This is a genomic window from Aliiroseovarius sp. S2029, from assembly GCF_023195575.1.
GTDB classification, from domain to species: domain Bacteria; phylum Pseudomonadota; class Alphaproteobacteria; order Rhodobacterales; family Rhodobacteraceae; genus Aliiroseovarius; species Aliiroseovarius zhejiangensis.
This window is the reverse complement of sequence record NZ_JALPQE010000003.1, coordinates 281403-301142: the sequence shown is the minus strand read 5'-3', so window position 1 is coordinate 301142 and position 19740 is coordinate 281403. Positions and strand designations below refer to the sequence as shown.

Here is a 19740-nt window from a genome sequence, read left to right as displayed (position 1 = left end):
CGGTGCATCGGGATCAGAAGAAGTCGATGGACACCTGAAGCAGGCGTTCGACCTCGGGCACATCGGCGGCCATCGAGAACAGGGCGACCACGTCGCCTTCGTCAATCCGCGTCTGGGCTGTGGGTTTCACGACCTTGTCGCCCTTCAGAATGGCCCCGACCAGAACCCCCTCGGGAAAGTCGATATCGCGCACCGCCTTGCCTGCGATGGGCGAGGTCGAAAGTACCTGCGCCTCGATCACTTCGGCCTCGGCGTCGCCAAGCGAATAGACCTCGCGCACCTTGCCGCGGCGGATATGGCGCAGGATCGAGCTGACGGTCTGGGTGCGCGGGTTGATATAGGCGTCGATCTTCAAAGGGGCCAGCAGATTGACCAGCGACGGGTCGTTGATCAGGCAAATCGACATGGCGGTGCCGGCCGTCTTGGCCCGGACCGCCGCCAGCAGGTTCACCTTGTCGTCGTCCGTCACCGACAGAATGGCATCGGCGCGGGGCACCCCGGCTTCTTTCATCAGTTCCATGTTCATGGCGTCGCCATGCAGGACCACGGTGCGCTCCAACGCATCAGCGGCCCGTTCTGCGACAGTGCGGTTCAGCTCGACCACTTTGGCGCGGATGCGGTCGGTGCGGTTTTCCAACTCGCGCGCGACGGCCAGGCCCACATTGCCCCCGCCCAGAATTACGACCCGTTCCTGCCGTTTGACCGATTTGCCAAACACTTCCAGGGTGCGGTTTACATCCTCGGTGCGGGTGAAAACATAGATCTGGTCGCCGCCGAACAACTGATCGCCCGCCTCGGGGGCAAACAGCGACCCGTCGCGGCGAATGCCCACCACCACCGCGCTGAGCGTCGAGAACAGGTCGGTCAATTGCCGCAGGGGGGTGTTCACCACCGGGCAGTCATCGGCAATCTGAATGCCCAAAAGCTGCACCCGTGCGTCCATGAAGCTTTCGATGTCAAAGGCCGAGGGCGCTTGCAGCCGTTTCAGCACCGCCTGTGCAACTTCGCGTTCCGGGCTGATCACCACATCAATCGGCAGGTGGTCGCGGCGATACATGTCGGCATAGATCGCATCCAGATAGCTTTGCGCCCTGAGCCGCGCGATCTTGCGCGGGATGGCAAAGACCGAATGGGCGATCTGGCAGGTGACCATGTTCACCTCGTCCGAATGGGTCGCGGCGATGATCATGTCGGCATCCCTGGCCCCGGCCCGGTCCAGCACATCGGGATAGGACGCATGGCCCGACACCCCCTGTACGTCCAGCGTGTCGGTGGCCCGTGCGACAAGCTCGGCATTGTTGTCGACAACCGTCACATCGTTCTTTTCACTGGACAGGTGACGCGCAATTTGCCAGCCCACCTGACCGGCACCGCAAATGATGACCTTCATCCGGTTCCCCTTGATGTCACATCAGGAAACACTTGGCAGATGGCCCGATCCGGGTCAATGCCCGCAGGGCACGGACGCCAGCACCCCAAGGTGGACAATCCGCCCCGAAGATCAGGCCTCGGCCTCGATCCCGGCCTCTTCTGCTTCGTCCGCCACATAGGCAATCCGCGCGCCTGCCTTCGACCCGGTCACGACGCCCAGGGATTTCAGCTTGCGGTGCAGCGCCGACCGCTCCATGCCGACAAAATTTGCCGTGCGTGAGATATTTCCACCAAAGCGGTTGATCTGGGTCAAAAGGTATTCCCGCTCGAACGCCTCGCGGGCTTCGCGCAGTGGCATCATCGCCAGCGCGCCGGACACCACGATCCCCTGGTCGCCGCTATCCTCGCCACCACCGTCCTGCCCCGGCAGATCCGATGCCTGGATCGGCCCCGTGCCTTCGCCCAGGATCAGTACCCGTTCGATCATGTTCTTCAACTGCCGCACGTTACCCGGCCATTGCATGGTCTGAAGCATCGCTTCAGCATCTTCGGCAAGATCGCGAAGGGGCAAACCCTGATCGCGGTTGAACGCCTGAAGGAAATAGCGCGCGAGCTCCGGTATATCCTCGCGCCGCTCGCCCAGAGGCGGCACGGCGATCGGCACCACGTTCAGCCTATGATACAGTTCCTCACGGAACCGTCCTTGCGCAATCTCGGCCTGCAAATCGCGGTTGGTCGAGGATATGACCCTGAGATCGACCGACACCTTGTCCGTCCCGCCGACCCGCTGGAACCGCTGATCGACCAGAACGCGCAGGATCTTCGATTGCGTGCCCAGCGGCATGTCTGCCACCTCGTCGAAATAGAGCACACCGCCGTTGGCCTCCTCCAGCAGGCCGGGCTCGACCCCGCGTTCGGTGCTTTCGCGACCGAACAGGACCTCTTCCATCCGGTCCGCTTCGATCGAGGCGGAGTTGACCACCACAAACGGCGCTGATGCGCGGTCTGAATTGGCGTGCACATAGCGCGCGGCCATTTCCTTGCCCGCCCCGGCTGCGCCTGACAGAAGCACGCGGCCGTTGGATTTGGTCACCTTGTCCAGATGTGATTTCAAAGCCTTGAACGCCGCACTTGATCCGATCATTTCGGTCGGATGAGTGTCGCGGCGTTTCAGTTCGGTGTTTTCCCGACGCAGACGGCTGGTTTCCATCGCGCGCGTGATTACCACCATCAACTGGTCGATGTTGAAGGGCTTTTCGATGAAATCATAGGCCCCCTGCTTGATGGCGGCGACGGCAATTTCGATATTGCCGTGACCCGAGATGATCACCACCGGCACCTCGGGATGTTCGCGCTTGACCATCTTCAAAATGTCGATCCCGTCCATGGCCGAGTCCTTCAGCCAGATGTCCAGGATCATCAAGGACGGCAATTCCTCTTTCACCGCGGCCACCGCTTCGTCTGAGGTGCCCGCCAATCGGGTCGTAAACCCCTCGTCTTCCAGAATATCCGAGATCAGTTCCCGAATGTCCCGTTCGTCATCGACAATCAGAATATCGCTCATATTGCCCCCGCTTTCTGCTGCTCGGTCTGCCCATGCTCGGTGGGCAGGAATATACGGGCCAACGCTCCGAAATGGGCGCTGTCCGTGTTGAAGGCAGGCGCATCCTCAAGGGTCAGGCGCCCACCATGCTCTTCAATAATCTTCTTTACGATCGGAAGCCCCAGCCCGGTGCCCTTGGCGCGCGTGGTGACATAAGGTTCAAACAGGCGCGCGCGGTCTTCCGGCAGACCAATGCCATTGTCGGCGATGGTAATTTCGATCCCGCCGGGAACGCTGGTCATATCCACCCGGATTTCCGGCGCGTGTCCTTCTGGCACACCTTTTTCCTGCAGGGTTTCAATGGCTTCCCCGGCATTCTTGATCAAGTTCGTCAACGCCTGCCCGATCATGGTGGCGTCGATTTCGACGTCAATCGGACCGTTCAGAAGGTTGGCCTTGATGCTCACACCCTCTTGCCCCGCCTGTTGTAGCACCACCGCGTCCCGCACCAGCGTGACGATATCCGTGGCGCGGCGTTCGGGTTCCGGCATGCGGGCAAACTTTGAAAACTCGTCGACAATGCGGCGCAGATCATTGGTCTGGCGCACGATCACATCGGTATATTGTTCCAGCGCCTCGACATCGATGCCCTCCACACGGCTGAACTTGCGCTTGATCCGTTCTGCCGACAGTTGGATGGGGGTCAGCGGGTTCTTGATTTCATGCGCGATCCGGCGGGCCACATCGCCCCAGGCGGCCATGCGCTGGGCCGAAACAAGTTCGGTCACATCATCAAAGGCCACCACATACCCTTCCAACCCGCCCTCGTCCGAGCGGCGCGTGGCGATACGCACCAACAGGTTTTCCTGTTTGCCGCCGCGCGTCAGCCGCAGCTCGGTCTGGGCGGTTTCACGGGTGCCGCTGGCAACTTCGTCCAGCAAAGGCTGAAATTCGGGCACCACAAGCGCCAGTTCCTGTTCAATGCCGGTCTCATCGCGCACGTCCAGCACGTCTTCTGCGGCGCGGTTCACGAAGGTCACCTGCCCGCGAGCGTTCAGCCCGATCACCCCCCCGGTCACGGACCCAAGCACACTGTCAAACAGGCGTCGGCGGCGTTCGATCTGTTCGGTATTTTCCAACAGCCGTTCGCGTTGCGCCTTCAGTTGCGTGGTCATCTGGTTGAAATAGCGCCCCAGCATGGCAATCTCGTCATCGCCCTCTTCCTCGATCACGCGCACATCCAGATCACCGGCGCCGACGCGCTGTGCAGCACCCGCCAGCCGTCCGACAGGGCGGGCCAGCCGTTCGGCAAAGGACATGCCCATCCAGATCGCGGCCAGGATCAGGATCACGGCAAAGCCCAGATAAATCAGTCCGAACTGGAACAGCCGCTGGCCACGCTGGCTTTCCAACTGGTTATAGACCAGTGCGGCCTCTTGCGTTTCATCCACAAGATCAAGGATCGCGCCGTTGACGTCGCGGGTCAGCTGGATCAGGTGGTCCGAGAAATTGTCCAGCTTGATCAGCACGCGAAACTCGTTGTTCTGCCAATCCTCAATCACCACGGTTTCGCCCGCCAGCGCCCGGTCCAGCGCGGCCTGATCAGGTTTTTCATAGTCAAACAGATAAGAGCCACCGCCCCGCACCCGGATTTCGCCATTGGAGTCGATCACATAGGCTTCCCGCAGCCCCCGCTGGATACGCGCCTGCCCCTGCGTCAGAAGCGCACCCAGTTCGGCATCGGTCAGCAGAAGCTGCGACTGGCGCTGGCGTTCCAGAAACAGGGCAAGCGCCTCGCCATCCTGCACCAGCCCGTCGCGGCTTTCCTGCTTATAGGCCTGAGCGGCCGACAGGGAATTGCCGACAACCGTACGCACCCGGTCCGAGAACCAGCCCTCAAGCCCCATATTCAGGGTCAGCATGGCAAAGATGGCCACAAGGATGGTCGGGCTGAGCGCGAGGACCGCGAAAACCATGGTCAGGCGCAGATGCAGACGCGAGCCCGCGCTTTCCTGACGGCGCGCCACGATCATCCGGCTCACACCGGCCAGAACCAGCCCGGCCACCATGATCACATAGATCGCATCCGCCAGAAGGATCAGCCGCAGCGTATTGCTGTCGGCGCGCTGTGCAAAGGGTCCAAGCGTCAGGAAGGTCACGATGGTCAGAACCGGCCCCAGCACGACCATGCCAAAGGCCCCCACGGACCTGAACCTGCGCCACCGGCGCATGGACAGATATTGATCCAGCCTCGACTTCCGCACCGCGCGTCGCGCCACTGTGCTCGCCCCTACTCGTCATGGCCGCGTTGCCGCGGCGACCGCCTGTGTGGCCCGGGTCTTGTGCCCAATTGCCACGCTCTGTTGCCCTTTTACATCAATTTGCGGCGGCGTGTCACCTCGATTTCGAGCTCGGTGATCTTTTTACGCAAGGTATTGCGGTTGATTCCCAATAAATCGGCACATTTAGCTTGATTGCCGCCGGTCGCATCCAGCGCGATTTCGATCAAAGGAAGCTCGATTTCGCGCAGAATCCGCTGGTAAAGCCCCGCCGGCGGCAGTGTTCCGCCATGCAAATCGAAATAGCGTTGCAGATGGCGCGCGACCGAATCCGACAGCCGTTCATCCGACAGATCGGTCGCGACGAATTTGGTCGCCGCCATGCCGCCGAGCGCCAGATCCACCTCGGATTTCGAGATTTCATCCTCGGCGCTGGTGACGACCAGCCTGTTCACCAGGTTTTCCAGCTCGCGCACATTGCCCGGCCAGGGGAAGGCCCGCAGGGTTTGCGCGGCGTCGCGTGAAAACCGGCGTTCGGGCAGGCCATCGCGCGCGGCGCGGGCGAGGAAATGATCGGACAGCGCAGGAATATCCTCCATCCGTTCACGCAGGCTGGGCACCGGGATCACCACCCCGGCAAGGCGATAGTAGAGATCCTCGCGAAAGGCCCCTTTCGCCGCCGCCTTGGCCAGATCACCTTGCGAAATGGCCAGAACGCGCGGACCGGACGGACCCAACCCGTCCAGCAGCCGGGACAGGCGGGCTTGCGCATCGCCGTCAAGGTCGCCAACGCCATCAAACAGGATCGTGCCGCCCCGCGCGCGGCGCACCACGTCACTGGCCCCGTCAGTGGGCGCCAGATCATCAGGCGTGGCGATGATGAACGGGGCGTCACGCCGATCCGAGAAATCGTGCAGCGCCTGCGCGATCAGTGACTTGCCGGTGCCGCTTTCCCCAGTGATCAGCACCGGCAGATCGACATTCAGAACCCGCGCCACCAAGCGATAGAGTTCCTGCATCGCCGGCGTGCGGCCCACCAAAGGCAGGTCGGTTGCGGCTTCGTCTGTGGTCGTCCCCTCGTCATCGCGTGTGACACGCAGCCGCTTGCGTTCCAGCGCCTGCGCCGTGCGTTTCATCAGGTCCGGCAGGTCGAACGGCTTGGGCAGATAGTCGAACGCCTCGGCCTCGGCGGCCTGGATGGCGGTCATGATGGTGTTCTGTGCCGAAATCACGATCACCGGCAGGTTGGGGCGGATCCTGGCAATCCGTGGCAGGGCCTCAAGCCCATTGCCGTCGGGCATCACCACGTCCGAGATCACCGCATCCCCGCGCCCGTCTTCCACCCAGCGCATCAGGGTCGCCATCGACCCGGTGGCATGCACCCGGCACCCGGCACGGGTCAGCGCCTGGGTCAACACGGTGCGGATCGTGCGGTCATCATCCGCGACAAGAACGGTGCCATCCATGGTCAGGTTCCTTTTCGATTGGGCGCCGGGGCGATTGGCAGGGACAGTCGGAACGCGGTGCGTCCGGGGCGACTGTCGACCGAGATCAACGCGCCGTGATCGGTCAGGATCTTGGACACCAGGGCCAGCCCCAAGCCGGTGCCGTTCTCGCGCCCGGACACAAAGGGATCGAACACGTGATTGGCGATGTCGGCGGGCAGACCGGGGCCGTTGTCGATCACCTCGACCTGCAACGGCAAACTTGCATGGCCTCCGTCCGGCAAGCGCAGACGCAGGCCACCCTCATAGAAGGTCCTGATCTCGATTTTCCCTTCCCCTTTGCAGGCTTGCGAGGCGTTCTTCAGAAGGTTCAGGAACACTTGTTGCATCTGGTCGCTATCGACCCAGACGTCAGGCAGCGACGGATCATAGTGTTCCGCGATCATCATGCCGGGCGCAAACCCAACCTGCGCCGTGGCCCGTGCCCGGTCCAGAATATCATGGATGTTGGCCGACGCACAGGCAGGTGGGCGCAGATCGCCGAAATGCTCGACCTGATCCAGCAGCGCCACCACCCTGCGGCTTTCGGCCACGATCAGGTCGGTCAGTTCCCGGTCCTCGGTCGACAGTGACATCGACAGAAGCTGCGCCGCCCCGGTGATCCCGGCCAGCGGGTTCTTTATTTCATGGGCCAGCATCTCGGCCATGCCGATGGCTTGTCGTGTCGCCACCTGCGAGCCTTGCACCCAGCCCAGATGCTCGGCACCGCTGCGCGGCTGAAGCAGGACCAGCACATGCCCGGTGTCCCCCGCAGATGTGGCAAGTGGTGAAAACTGAAGGTTGACCTCGCGTAGCTCTCCGCCCGGCAGGGTCAGTTTGGCACCGTCCACATAAAGCGGCCCGCCGGTGCCAGTGATCCGGTCAATCGCGTCGTCGACATTGATCGACAGCGCGATCTTTGCCCCAAGCCGTGAGCCCTGAAGGCTGCGTTCCGAGGTGTTCAGAAACATCTCGCCGGTTCCGTTGACCCTGAGAATGCGCGCATCCGCATCCAGTTCGATCGCCGGCACGGGCAATGCCGACCAGAGATGTCCGTCCCCACTCATGCCGCGCGCCGTTCGGTCAGCACCGCGTCGGGCAGCATGGCAAGCACCTCTGCCGTGTTCCGGCTGGACAGGACGCGCCGGCGCAACCCGGCCTCGGTGCCCGCCCAATCCATATACCAGCCCAGATGCTTGCGTATGACCCGCGCGCCCAGGTCCGGCCCATAGAAATCAAGACTGGCGAGGTAATGGTCCGTCACCATGTTCGCCAGCGCCATTCCTTGCGGAATGATGGGGGCGGGCGTGCCCCAGATGTTATGGGCCACTTGTGCAAGCAGCCAAGGCTGCCCCCCGCTGCCGCGCCCGATCATCACGCCATCCGCGCCGCTTTGTGTCAACGCCCGCCGCGCGGTCGCTGTGTCCACGATGTCGCCATTGGCAATCACCGGGATCGAAACGGCCTCTTTCACCGGGCGGATCGCCGCCCAATTGGCGTGTCCCTTGTAGAATTGACAGCGGGTGCGGCCATGAATGGTGATCATCTGAATGCCCGCAGCCTCGGCCATCTGCGCCAGCGTGGCGGCATTCAGGCTGTTATCATCCCAACCAAGGCGGGTCTTGAGTGTGACGGGCACCGACACCGCGCCCACAATCGCCTCGATCAGCCGAAGCGCGCGATCCAGATCGCGCATCAGGGCCGACCCCGACAGCCCCCCCACCACTTTGCGCGCGGGGCAACCCATGTTGATGTCGATGACCTTCGCGCCGTTCTGTTCGACCATCCGCGCGGCCTCTCCGGCCCAATACACATCACGCGCCGCCAGTTGGACTGCGGTGTTGGCGTGCCCAAACCCCAGCTCCGCCCGTTCGCGCACACCGGGTTTGGCCTGTACCATTTCCTGGCTGGCCACCATTTCCGACACCACCAACCCAGCGCCGAAACCGGAGACGAGGGTGCGAAACGGAAGATCGGTAATGCCAGCCATCGGGGCCAGTAAAACCGGAGGATCAATGGAAATATCCCTGACGCGGACTGTCATGCCTAATCCTTGTGCAACACCCGTGACGTTGAAAGACGCCTTGTGAAATAGCAACTTCCCGTCGCGCACGCGAGGACTAGATTCCCAGCTTGCCTATTTTTTGTGCAGTTTTTTCGGCCGAAATGGCCCCATTGTCCTTCATTTCGGCACAGCCTAAACAAGAGCCATGGATATTGCAGCCCTTATCGTCGCCGCCGGGCGCGGCACCCGTGCAGGCGCGGGCCTTCCCAAACAGTGGCGACAGGTCGCAGGCGCGACTGTGGCGGCCCGCAGCGTGGCCGCGTTTCGCAACCATCCGCACATCACCCGTTGCCTTTTGGTGATCCATCCCGATGACAGGGCGCAGGCCAAAGCGATCGAGGGGGTCGAACTGGTACATGGCGGCGCCACCCGCGACGCCAGCGTGCGCGCGGGGCTTGAGGCACTGGCGGCTGACGCGCCCGATCTGGTGCTGATCCACGACGTGGCGCGCCCCATGGTCAGCGCAGGGGTGATCGACGGGGTAATCGAGGCGTTGGCAACAGCGCAAGGCGCCGCCCCCGCCCTGCCCGTCACCGATGCGCTTTGGCGTGGCGCGGACGGCATCGTCACCGGCACAGTGGCGCGCGACGGGCTCTATCGCGCCCAAACCCCGCAGGGCTTTCACTTCGCCCCGATCCTGACGGCCCATCGCGCCCATGCCGGCCCCGCGGCTGACGATGTCGAGGTCGCGCGCAACGCCGGGCTGGACGTGACCATCACGATGGGCGATGAGGGGAACCTGAAGATCACCACAGCGGGCGATTTTACCCGCGCGGAACGGATGATCCGCCAACGGGCGAATGAACAGGCAAAGGAGCAGACCATGGATATCCGCATCGGCAACGGGTTCGACGTGCATGCGTTCGAAGACGGCGACCATGTTATCCTGTGCGGGGTGCGTCTTGCACATGACCGCAAGCTCAAGGGCCATTCGGATGCGGATGTGGGCATGCACGCGCTGACCGATGCGATTTATGGCGCATTGGCCGAGGGTGACATCGGCCAGCACTTCCCGCCCTCTGATCCAAAATGGAAGGGCGCGGACAGCCATATTTTCCTGCGCCATGCGGTCGATCTGGCCGCTACGCGCGGCTATCGCCTGTCCAATGCCGATGTGACGCTGATTTGTGAGCAGCCGAAAATCGGGCCCCATGCGGACGCGATGCGCGCTGAACTGGCCCGGATCATGGGGATCGGGGTGGACCGGGTGTCGGTCAAAGCCACCACGTCCGAACGGCTTGGATTTACCGGGCGCTCCGAAGGCATCGCGTCTTTGGCGTCGGCCACCCTGATCAAGGACTGATCCGATGCAGAAATCCACCGCCAAGGTGATCGCCACCTTCTTCTATGCCGGATTGCTGAGGCCCGCCCCCGGCACATGGGGCACGCTGGCCGCCCTGCCCGCCGCGTGGCTTCTGCACCTGATCGGCGGTCCGGTTCTGCTGACCGGCGCCACGATCGTGGCCTATTACCTTGGCCTGAAGGCCACGGAGGCCTACACCTCCGGGTCGGACAATCACGACCCCGGCGAGGTGGTGATAGACGAGGTGGTCGGCATGTGGATCACCCTGTTTCCGGTGTCGTTCGGAGCAAAACTGATGGGTGCGGATATTCTGGCGCTCTATCCCGGCTGGATCGTCGGCTTCTTTGCCTTTCGTTTCTTCGACATCACCAAGCTGGGGCCGATTGGCACGGCCGACCGGCGCGGGGATGCCACGGGGGTCATGATGGATGACGTTTATGCCGGAGTGGCCGCCGCCATCACCGTGACCCTTGCCGCCTATGGCGCCCATGCGGCCTTGATGTCGCCATGACCGATCAACGCGCTGTTGCCGAACTGCTTGACCTGTGCCGCGCCAAGGGTCTGCGCGTCACCACCGCGGAAAGCTGCACCGGCGGCATGGTCGGCGCGTGGCTGACCGAGGTCGCGGGCAGTTCGGATGTGTTTGATCGCGGCTTCATCACCTATTCCAACGCGGCCAAGCGGGACATGCTGGGCGTCAGCCAGGCATTGCTGGTCAGCCATGGCGCGGTGTCCGAACCGGTGGCGGATCAGATGGCGAAAGGCGCGCTGGCCGCCTCGGACGCCCAGATTGCGGTGTCCATCACCGGCATTGCCGGGCCGGGCGGGTCCGAGCACAAGCCGGAGGGGCGTGTGTGCTTTGGCCTTGCGACGCGCAGCGGCTGCACCACCGAAACGGTGGAGTTCGGCGCGATTGGCCGTGACCGGGTGCGCCGGGCGGCCGCCGCACATGCGGTATCATTATTGCTGACCGCCGCCCGACAGGCAGATGCGCGCTGATCTGCACCGCGATCCAGCCCTGAAAGTCAACCACTGGCGCCTGGAAGGCCCGGCCCGCGCCCTGCCCGTCAAGCCGCCCGTAACAACGCACACAGTGTCGGCAGATCGGGCAACGCGCCCACCGCGTCGATCAGCTCTGCAGCCCGCGCGCCCAGCAAGGCGCGGCTTTTCGCTTCGAGCTTGTCGCGACGCGAACCGGTGGGCATGGCCCGGTTCAAATTGTGCTCGGACGTGTGGACCGCGCCGGATTGCATCGTCACCTCGATCCGGGCCGCCGTTTCGGCGATGTTGTCATCCGCCACCACATGCACCCGTGACGCAAGCGCCGTCAGATAGCTGTCCCGCGCAATGGCGTCGGTGAAACTGTCCAGCGCCGAGGTATCAAGCCCCGACAAGGCCATCGCGGCACAATGCGCATAGGAAAACTTGACCTCAAGCCCGGTGCGGGGATGGGGGATGTTGCACACGCTCATCCAGCGCGGGTGAGTCCAAAGCTGCATCTCGGCCATGTCGGGCGCGGCGATGTCGATCTTGGCCAGCGCCTCCAGCATCGCGTGCGTGCCGTGACAGCAGGCATGAAATTTGTGACTGATCGTCAGTATATCCCAGGTCCGGCCCAGCCCTTCGATGGCCGAGATATCCGCCTGCGCCGCATGAGTGCGGCCAAAGCCCTGCGCGCCTTCGATCCCGTCAAGGGTCGAGACAAAGCCCGCCTTGGCGGCGCGTGCGACCTCGACCCCGGTCTGGGCGGCCAGCCCCGCGTGATAAGGTTTGCCCATCGTGCCGAACTGGCTTTTCAGACCCGCCGCCCGGGTGGCGCACAGACCCAGCGCATGGGCCATCTGATCGGCACTGAGCGCCAGCAGACGCCCCGCCGCCAGTGTGGCCCCAAACGCCCCGGCGGTGGCGGTCTGATGAAACCCGGTCTGATAATGGCTGCGTCCCAGCCAGCGCCCCATGCGAATCGACCCTTCGACGCCGATCAGGGCCGCGTCCAGCATATCCGCGCCCGGCGCCTCGATCCATTCGGCAATGGCCAGCGCGGCCGGCACCACGGCCACGGACGGATGCCCGATATGGGCGAAATGCGTGTCGTCATAATCCAGCGCATGGGACGTAGTGCCATTGACCATCGCCGCCGCCCGCACCGGAAGCTTCCGCGCGAGCCCCGCCACACTGGCCTGTGCCCCGCCCCCGTCGTCAACCGCCATGTCGCGCATGATCCGCGCCACGGGTTCGCCCGTGCCGGCCATCGTGACCGAGGCCCAATCCATCAGTGACAGGGCCATCATCTCGCGCGCGGCGTGCCCCGCATCGCCCCGCACCGGCCCGATGCCGAAGCGCGAAAGTTCCTCCATGACCACGCCCATCCGACGCCCCTTTCCTGTCCGTCCCTTGAAAGCATACGCGTTGCGCTACATAACACTAACAGGAAATACGAAAGGCAATCAGGAACATCATGGATACCGGATTTTGGATCAGCAGCGCCGCGATTGCGGCTCTTCTTGTTTTGTCTGCCTTTTTTTCTGGATCAGAAACGGCGCTGACCGCAGCCTCGCGCGGCAAGCTCAGGTCACGCGCCGACCGGGGCGATCGGGGGTCCGAACGCGCCCTGTCGATCACCGAAGACAACGAGCGGCTGATCGGTTCTGTGTTGCTGGGCAACAACCTGGTGAACATCCTCGCCGCTTCACTGGCCACCGCGCTGTTCACACGGCTCTTCGGCGACAGCGGCGTGGCGCTGGCCACCCTGGTGATGACCCTGCTGGTCCTGATTTTCGCCGAGGTGCTTCCCAAAACCTATGCCATCACCCGGCCCGAGGACGCAGCGGCCAAAGCCTCTGGCCCGATTTCCATGGTGATCCTGGTGTTTGCGCCGATCGTTGCGGCGGTGCGCGTGATCACCCGCGGATTGCTCAGCCTGTTTGGCGTAAAGACCGACCCGGACAGTCATATCCTGGCGGTGCGCGAGGAAATCATGGGCGCCATCGCGCTGGGCCATTCCGAGGGCGCGGTGGAAAAAGAAGACCGCGACCGCCTACTGGGCGCGCTGGACCTGGGGGATCGCGCGGTCGAGGAAATCATGCTTCACCGCAGCCAGATCGAGATGATCGACGCCTCGGCCCCCGCCATCGAAGTGTTGGAACAGATCCTGGCCTCGCCCCATACCCGTCTGCCGGTCTATCGTGACGAGCCGGAAAACATCATCGGCGTCATTCACGCCAAGGATCTGAGCCGCGCGATGTACATGGCGCAGGCTGAAGGCAAACCGATCGAGGAGTTTGACGTGCTGCAAGTGGCGATGAAGCCTTACTTCATCCCCGAAACGACCACACTAGACGACCAGATGCGCCAGTTCCTGCGCCGCCACACGCATTTCGCGCTGGTGGTGGACGAATACGGGTCGCTTGAGGGTCTGATCACGCTCGAAGACATCCTGGAAGAGATCGTGGGCGAGATCACCGACGAGTTCGACAACCAGACCGAGTTGGAGATCGAACGCGCGCCCGACGGCAATTTTTTGGTCGACGGTGCCGTGACAATCCGCGACATCAACCGCGCCAATGACTGGAACCTGCCCGATGACGAGGCGAACACCATCGCCGGTCTGGTCATTCACGAGGCCCAGATGATTCCCAATGAAGGACAGGTGTTTTCCTTCCACGGCTTCCGGTTCGAGGTGATGAAACGCGACGGCAACCGGGTGGCGATGCTGAAAATCCGCCCGTTGTGATCCCCGTCCGAACCCGGCCACTTAGCGTTGGACTGCGCGCCATTGTCGCTGGAATAACGCTTGCACCTGACCGGCTTTTGGCCGTTAGCTGGGTCAACACGAACCGGTATCGGAGTATTGCATGATGTCCTTCTTCAAAGCGACAGCCACGATTTGCGCGGCGCTGATCGCCGCCCCGTCCGCCATGGCCCAAAGCGACAGCCAAGACCCCCTGTTCCAGCAACTGGCCGGGAAATCCTTTGTCGGCAAAACCGGGTTGGCGATCAAACTTGAACCCGACGGCACGATTTCCGGCGGCAATGACGCGTTGAAGTTTGCTGGCACATGGACTGTTGAGGACGGCAAATACTGCCGCACCCTGACCGAGCCGACCCCCGAGCCGATGCGCTCGTCCGGCTGTCTGGAGGTGTCGATCGACGGCGATCAGGCCACTCTGACCAGCGAAGACGGGACCACACGCACCTATACGTTGAAATAGGTCGGGCGCGGCGACTTTAGCGCCCCTTGAACAACGACCCGAAGATGCCGCGCACGATGCGTTTGCCGGTGGTGCCCTTCAACTCCTTGACCACCACGTTCAGAACCGCATCCCCGAACCCTTCATCCGAAGATTTGCGCGACCGTCGGCGCGACGGGCGCGCGTCGTCTTCGCTGCCCGTATATCGGCGCCCGGCGTTGAACTCGCGCAAGGTCAGGGTTTCCTCGGTTTCGCGGCGCTCGGCCTGTTCCGCGGCTTTCGCGGCGTCGGCGGCGCGCTTTGTCAGCACCTCATAGGCGCTTTCGCGGTCTTTCAGTGTCTCGTATTTGCCAGCGATCGGCGAGTTGTCGATCAGCGCCTTGCGCTCGCCCGGATCAATTGGTCCCAGCTGTGAACTGGGCGGACGGATCAGGGTGCGTTCCACGACGCCCGGCGCGCCCTTGGCTTCCAGAAACGAGGTGACGGCCTCGCCCACGCCGACCTCGCGGATCGCGTCTTCAGTGGAAAAGCGCGGGTTGTCACGATAGGTTTCCGCCGCCTGCCGCAGTTCCTTGCGGTCCTTGGCGGTAAAGGCGCGCAGCGCGTGCTGCACCCGGTTGCCCAACTGGCCCAGAATATCCTCGGGCACATCCGCCGGGTTCTGGGTGATGAAATAGACTCCCACCCCCTTGGACCGGATCAGCCGTGCCACCTGTTCGACCTTGTCGACCAACGCCTTGGGGGCGTCGTCGAACAGCAGATGCGCCTCGTCAAAGAAGAACACCAGTTTGGGTTTGTCGGGATCGCCCACCTCGGGCAGGTCCTCGAACAATTCGGACAACAGCCACAGAAGGAACGTCGCATAGAGGCGCGGCGCGCCCATCAGCTTGTCCGCCGCCAGGATCGAGATGCGCCCGCGCCCGTCGATATCGGTGCGGATGATGTCGGCCAGATCCAGCGCCGGTTCCCCAAACAGCTTGTGACCACCCTGATTTTCCAGCACCAAAAGCGCGCGCTGGATCGCCCCCACGGAACTGGTCGAGACATTGCCATAGCGCAGCGACAGGTCTTTCGCGTTCTCACCGACCCAGACCAGCAAAGCTTGCAAGTCCTTCAGGTCCAGAAGCGGCAGACCCTGTTCGTCCGACACCCGGAACGCGATGTTCAGAACACCTTCCTGCGCCTCGGTCAGTTCCAGCAGACGCGCCAGCAAAAGCGGCCCCATCTCGGTCACGGTGGTGCGGACCGGATGGCCCTGTTCGCCGAAAAGATCCCAGAAGGTGACCGGAAAGGCATCGTAACTGTAATCGTCAAAGCCGATCTTTTGGGCGCGGCTGGTAAAGGCCTCGTGCAGCTTGAAGCTGGCCGATCCGGCCTTGGCTAACCCGGACAAATCGCCTTTCACATCCGACAAGAACACCGGCACGCCCTGGGCGGAAAAACTTTCGGCCAGGATTTGCAGGGTGACGGTTTTCCCGGTGCCCGTGGCGCCAGCGACCAACCCGTGCCGGTTGGCGTATTTCAGCAAAAGCCCCTGCTTGGTGGCGTAATCCTCTCCGCCACCACCCACAAAAATCGCACCGTCCATTCACACTCTCCCCAAGGGCTGAAATCACCTGTCAGAACAATACAAAATTAACCCTTCTGCGCCAGAGTGGATTCATCCCGGCAGATGTTGACTGTCGGGGTTGACATCCTCCCTGTCAGACTGGCCTCGCCTTCGGGCGGGGCATTTTTCTTAACAAGGTGAAGTAATTACGTGTCACGGCATAAAAATCTTCCGCGACGTCAAAAACCGACATTTCACCCAAAAAACACGTCGCAAAAATCCTTGACCCCTGCGACCAAGTGACATAGCGTCTGCCCCATAAGCCGGTCAGTCCGGCAGGGAGAGAACAACAGAAAAGGGTCCGCCTGTCGGGCCCTTTTCTTTTTCAGGCCGGCAGACAGCGGCAGAGACCAGTAAAAAGGCTGTGACGTATCGTTCGACTCTGTGAGCGGATTCGGCGATCCTTTGCCCAAATCGGGGGAAGAGCGTGGGTCTGCCTGTTCTGATCGAGGTTTTGCACCTGACACCCGATTTTGGTCGTGTTATCCACGCATCCAATGAGACCCGAAATATTTACAAGGATCCGATATGAAGGCTGAGCTGATGAAAACGCTGCCCCTGGCAGCCCTTTTGGCGCTGGCAACCCCGGCATTTGCACAGGACACAACCGAAACCCCCGCCGAGGATGCCCCGGCAGCGGAAGCGACAGAGGCTGCTCCCGAGGCCGCACCCGAAGCCACTGGGGACCAACCGCAGGTCGATCTGGGTGAGCCGGTGGACGGTGAACGCAAGCCCGGCCAGACTTATATCGAAAAGGTCGTTGGCGATTGGGAACGTAAATGCATCACCCTGCCCGAAGGTAAGGGCGACGACCCCTGCCAGATGTATCAGCTTCTGAAAGACGACAAGGGCAACGCAGTGGCCGAAATCTCGCTTGGACGTCTGCCAGATGGTGGGCAGGCCGTGGCAGGGGCCACTGTGGTCGTGCCGCTGGAAACCCTGTTGACCCAGCAACTGACCGTTGCGGTCGATGGCGGGCAAGGCAAACGCTATCCGTTCCGGTTCTGCGCGCAACCCGGTTGCGTGGCGAATATCGGCTTCACCCAGGCCGAGGTGGACGGGTTCAAACGCGGCGCGACCGCCACCGTGACCATCGTTCCGGCAGCGGCCCCTGATCAGAAGGTCAACCTGACCATGTCGTTGAAAGGGTTCACCGATTCCTATAACGAACTGGTCGTGCCGGTCCCTGCGCAGCAGTAAACCGCGCGTTCAGAAACAGACAACGCCGCCCCCAACCGGGCGGCGTTTTTAATTGCTCAGGCCGTGGTCGATCAGGCCGCGCGCAGGGCCAGCACCGCGTTCAATCCGCCAAATGCGAAAGCGTTTGACAGCGCCGCCTCAACCTTCACATCGCGCGCCACGTTGGGCACCACGTCCAGCGCGCATTCCGGGTCGGGTTCTTCGTAACCGATCGTGGGGGCGATCACGCCGTCCCGCAGCGCCATGATACAAGCCAGAAGCTCGACCGCGCCGGTGCCGCCGATAAGATGCCCGTGCATCGACTTGGTGGACGAAATCATCAGATCATCGGCGTGATGCCCAAACGCGTCAGCCACCGCCGCGCATTCGGTCTTGTCATTCGCTGTCGTGCCGGTGCCATGCGCGTTGACATAGCCCACATCCTCGGGGTTCAGGCCCGCGTCCCGCATCGCGCCCACAATCGCCCGCGATGCGCCTTGCTTTGAGGGCATGACGATATCTGCCGCGTCAGATGTCATTGAAAACCCGACAACTTCCGCCAATATCTCGGCCCCGCGAGCCCGGGCGTGGTCATAGTCTTCGAACACGAACACCGCCGCGCCTTCGCCCTGCACCATGCCGTTTCGGTTGGCCGAGAACGGGCGGCAGCCGTCTTTCGACATGACCCGCAAGCCTTCCCAGGCCTTGATCCCGCCAAAGCACAGCATCGCCTCGGACCCGCCGGTGATCATCACATCGGCCATCCCGCCCCGGATCATCTGCATCGCCTGCCCCATCGCATGGTTAGAACTGGCGCAGGCAGTGGCCACGGTGAAGCTCGGCCCCTTCAGGTTCCATTCCATCGACACGTGGCTGGCGGCGGCGTTGTTCATCAGCTTGGGCACGACGAAGGGATGCACCCTGTTCTTGCCGTCCTCGTAGACGGTGCGATAATTCTCGTCCAACGTGTTCATCCCGCCACCCGAGGTGCCCAGAACCACACCGGAGCGGGTCGCCAGCTCGCCCGAGAAACTCAGCCCCGATTGTCCGATGGCTTCACGGGCGGCCAACAAAGTGAACTGTGTGAACCGATCATAAAGCGCGATCTGCTGGCGGTTGAAACTGGCTTCCGGTTCATAGCCCTTGATCTGCGCACCGATCCGGATCGACAGCCGTTCCACGTCCTGAAACTCCAGGTCACTGATGCCACAGCGCCCGTCCCGCATCGCCGCAAGCGTTTCGGGAACATTGCGGCCCAATGCGTTGATGGTGCCTTGACCGGTGATCACGACCCGGCGCATGTGACCGCTCACGGTCACGCAGCCTGCGTGGCAACCAGGCCCTGCACCGCACGGATGATTGCATCGACCGAGGATATGTCGAAATCGCCTTCGGTCGGGTCATTTGCATTGAACGGCACCGAGATATCGAACGCCTCTTCAATGGCGAAGATGCTTTCGACCAGCCCAAGACTGTCGATGCCCAGGTCTTCCAGCGATTGCTCGGGCGAGATATCACCCGGTTCCAACATGGCCTGTTCTGCCAGAATGGCGATCACGCGGTCCTTGATATTGTCCGACATGATATACCCTTTCGCGTTTTACGGATCTCTAATCCTTGTCCACGAGTTTTGAAACAGTTTTCTGAAGCTCACGCAGCGTCTCGGCCAAGCGTGGCAAGCGGCGCAATTCGCGGCGAATGGCCATCTCGGTCTCGATCTTCACCGCCGGGCTGCCCAGCACCGCGCGCCCTGCCGGCACGTTGGTGTAGATATTGGTGCCGCCGCCCGCAATTACATCATCGCCGATGAAAATATTGTCGCTGACACCAACCTTGCCGCCCAAGACGACGCGGTTGCCGATCTTGGCGGACCCGGACACACCGACATTACCGCACATCATCACGTCTTCGCCAACATCGGCGTTATGACCCACCTGCACCTGGCAGTCGATCTTGGTGCCGCGCCCGATGCGGGTGGCGCGAATGGTGCCGCGGTCGATGGTCGAACTCGCCCCCAGTTCGACGTCATCCCCAACCTCGACCCCGCCCAGCGAATGAACCCTTGCCCAGTGGTGGCTTCCCTCGACAGCGACAGCTTTTTCGCCTTCGGCCATGCCGCCCCGCAGGCTTTCCACCGCGCTTTCCTTGTCGAGCGTGACATAGGAAAATCCATCCCCGCCCACGACCGAGTTGGACTGGCCGATATAACGATTTCCGATGGTGCACAGATGCGCAATGCGCGCGCCGGGATGCAGCACAAGGTCATCGCCGATCACCGTGCCATAGCCGACCGAGGCGTGAGGCGCGATCGTGGCCCGTGCGCCGATGGTGACATTCGCGCCGATCACGGCCAACGGGCCGATACGCGCACCGGGACCGATTCTTGCCGTGTCATCAACGACAGCGGTCGGGTGAATACCCTCGGCAATGCCAAGTCCGGGGTCCAATGCCCGTGTCAGCAGTGGCATCGCCGCCTTGCCCCGGTTCAGGCAAATCGCCCCCTCAAGCCCAAGCGCCTGCCAGTCGGCCCCGACCCACAGAAGTGCCGCACGGGCGCGCCCCTTGGCAATCCCGTCGGCATATTTCGGGTCCATCGCCAGCGCCAGCTGATCGGGGCTGGCATCGCCGGGCTCTGCCGCACCAACCAGGACAATGTCACCATTGCCCATGACCTCGACCCCCAGTGAGGCGGCAATGTCTGAAAGTGTGAACTGCAT

General features: G+C 62.6%; 17 protein-coding genes. 6 read left to right on the top strand and 11 right to left on the bottom strand.

Features of this window, described 5'->3' with window-relative positions:
* Positions 1 to 13: 13 nt before the first annotated feature.
* The 6 genes from trkA to dusB form a co-directional block, all read right to left on the bottom strand.
* Positions 14 to 1390 carry a Trk system potassium transporter TrkA gene (gene trkA / locus MUY21_RS08330; protein ID WP_248409854.1) on the bottom strand — a complete coding sequence of 459 codons (1377 nt, stop codon included), beginning with the start codon at positions 1388 to 1390 and terminating at the stop codon, positions 14 to 16.
* Between the two features lie 111 nt (positions 1391 to 1501).
* A complete protein-coding gene (locus tag MUY21_RS08325; RefSeq protein WP_248409852.1) occupies positions 1502 to 2935 on the bottom strand; it encodes a sigma-54 dependent transcriptional regulator in 1434 nt (477 codons plus the stop codon).
* Positions 2932 to 5145 (bottom strand): PAS domain-containing sensor histidine kinase, encoded by a 2214-nt coding sequence (locus MUY21_RS08320; RefSeq protein WP_248410042.1) that lies wholly within the window; start codon positions 5143 to 5145, stop codon positions 2932 to 2934. Before MUY21_RS08320 ends, MUY21_RS08325 begins: the two co-directional genes overlap by 4 nt.
* A gap of 140 nt (positions 5146 to 5285) precedes the next feature.
* Positions 5286 to 6659 (bottom strand): response regulator, encoded by a 1374-nt coding sequence (locus MUY21_RS08315; RefSeq protein ID WP_248409851.1) that lies wholly within the window; start codon positions 6657 to 6659, stop codon positions 5286 to 5288.
* A gap of 2 nt (positions 6660 to 6661) precedes the next feature.
* Positions 6662 to 7744, bottom strand: a complete 1083-nt coding sequence (locus MUY21_RS08310) for an ATP-binding protein (protein WP_248409850.1) — start codon at positions 7742 to 7744, stop codon at positions 6662 to 6664.
* Positions 7741 to 8721, bottom strand: a complete 981-nt coding sequence (gene dusB / locus MUY21_RS08305; protein ID WP_248409849.1) for a tRNA dihydrouridine synthase DusB — start codon at positions 8719 to 8721, stop codon at positions 7741 to 7743. Before dusB ends, MUY21_RS08310 begins: the two co-directional genes overlap by 4 nt.
* A 166-nt stretch (positions 8722 to 8887) precedes the next feature.
* On the opposite strand from dusB, the gene MUY21_RS08300 reads away from it, so the two are divergent.
* From MUY21_RS08300 to MUY21_RS08290, 3 genes are read left to right on the top strand one after another with little or no spacing between them, the layout of a single operon-like run.
* The gene (locus tag MUY21_RS08300; protein ID WP_248409848.1) at positions 8888 to 10045 is read left to right on the top strand and encodes a bifunctional 2-C-methyl-D-erythritol 4-phosphate cytidylyltransferase/2-C-methyl-D-erythritol 2,4-cyclodiphosphate synthase; all 1158 of its coding nucleotides are present in this window, start codon (positions 8888 to 8890) and stop codon (positions 10043 to 10045) included.
* Positions 10046 to 10049: 4 nt separating this feature from the next.
* Positions 10050 to 10556: a phosphatidylglycerophosphatase A gene (locus MUY21_RS08295; RefSeq protein WP_248409847.1), complete on the top strand. Its 507-nt coding sequence runs from the start codon at positions 10050 to 10052 to the stop codon at positions 10554 to 10556.
* On the top strand, positions 10553 to 11044 hold the full coding sequence (locus MUY21_RS08290; RefSeq protein ID WP_248409846.1) for a CinA family protein: 492 nt from the start codon (positions 10553 to 10555) through the stop codon (positions 11042 to 11044). The genes MUY21_RS08295 and MUY21_RS08290 overlap by 4 nt, the downstream gene beginning before the upstream one ends.
* A 68-nt stretch (positions 11045 to 11112) precedes the next feature.
* Here MUY21_RS08290 and MUY21_RS08285 read toward each other — a convergent pair whose 3' ends face one another.
* Positions 11113 to 12414 (bottom strand): MmgE/PrpD family protein, encoded by a 1302-nt coding sequence (locus MUY21_RS08285; protein ID WP_248409845.1) that lies wholly within the window; start codon positions 12412 to 12414, stop codon positions 11113 to 11115.
* An 89-nt stretch (positions 12415 to 12503) separates the two neighbouring features.
* Between MUY21_RS08285 and MUY21_RS08280 the strand changes: the two genes are divergently transcribed.
* Positions 12504 to 13778, top strand: a complete 1275-nt coding sequence (locus tag MUY21_RS08280; RefSeq protein WP_248409842.1) for an HlyC/CorC family transporter — start codon at positions 12504 to 12506, stop codon at positions 13776 to 13778.
* 121 nt (positions 13779 to 13899) lie between these two features.
* Positions 13900 to 14256 (top strand): hypothetical protein, encoded by a 357-nt coding sequence (locus MUY21_RS08275; RefSeq protein ID WP_248409841.1) that lies wholly within the window; start codon positions 13900 to 13902, stop codon positions 14254 to 14256.
* Between the two features lie 16 nt (positions 14257 to 14272).
* Here MUY21_RS08275 and MUY21_RS08270 read toward each other — a convergent pair whose 3' ends face one another.
* On the bottom strand, positions 14273 to 15823 hold the full coding sequence (locus tag MUY21_RS08270) for a helicase HerA-like domain-containing protein (protein ID WP_248409840.1): 1551 nt from the start codon (positions 15821 to 15823) through the stop codon (positions 14273 to 14275).
* A 549-nt stretch (positions 15824 to 16372) separates the two neighbouring features.
* On the opposite strand from MUY21_RS08270, the gene MUY21_RS08265 reads away from it, so the two are divergent.
* A complete protein-coding gene (locus MUY21_RS08265) occupies positions 16373 to 17044 on the top strand; it encodes an invasion associated locus B family protein (RefSeq protein WP_248409839.1) in 672 nt (223 codons plus the stop codon).
* Between the two features lie 71 nt (positions 17045 to 17115).
* Here the strand turns inward: MUY21_RS08265 and MUY21_RS08260 are convergent, their stop codons facing one another.
* Genes MUY21_RS08260 through MUY21_RS08250 form a run of 3 tightly spaced genes read right to left on the bottom strand, consistent with a single transcriptional unit; the run spans position 17116 to position 19740 of the window.
* Positions 17116 to 18324 carry a beta-ketoacyl-[acyl-carrier-protein] synthase family protein gene (locus tag MUY21_RS08260; protein ID WP_191285270.1) on the bottom strand — a complete coding sequence of 403 codons (1209 nt, stop codon included), beginning with the start codon at positions 18322 to 18324 and terminating at the stop codon, positions 17116 to 17118.
* A gap of 14 nt (positions 18325 to 18338) precedes the next feature.
* Positions 18339 to 18605 carry an acyl carrier protein gene (locus tag MUY21_RS08255; RefSeq protein WP_248409838.1) on the bottom strand — a complete coding sequence of 89 codons (267 nt, stop codon included), beginning with the start codon at positions 18603 to 18605 and terminating at the stop codon, positions 18339 to 18341.
* 28 nt (positions 18606 to 18633) lie between these two features.
* A complete protein-coding gene (locus MUY21_RS08250) occupies positions 18634 to 19740 on the bottom strand; it encodes a UDP-3-O-(3-hydroxymyristoyl)glucosamine N-acyltransferase (RefSeq protein WP_248410040.1) in 1107 nt (368 codons plus the stop codon).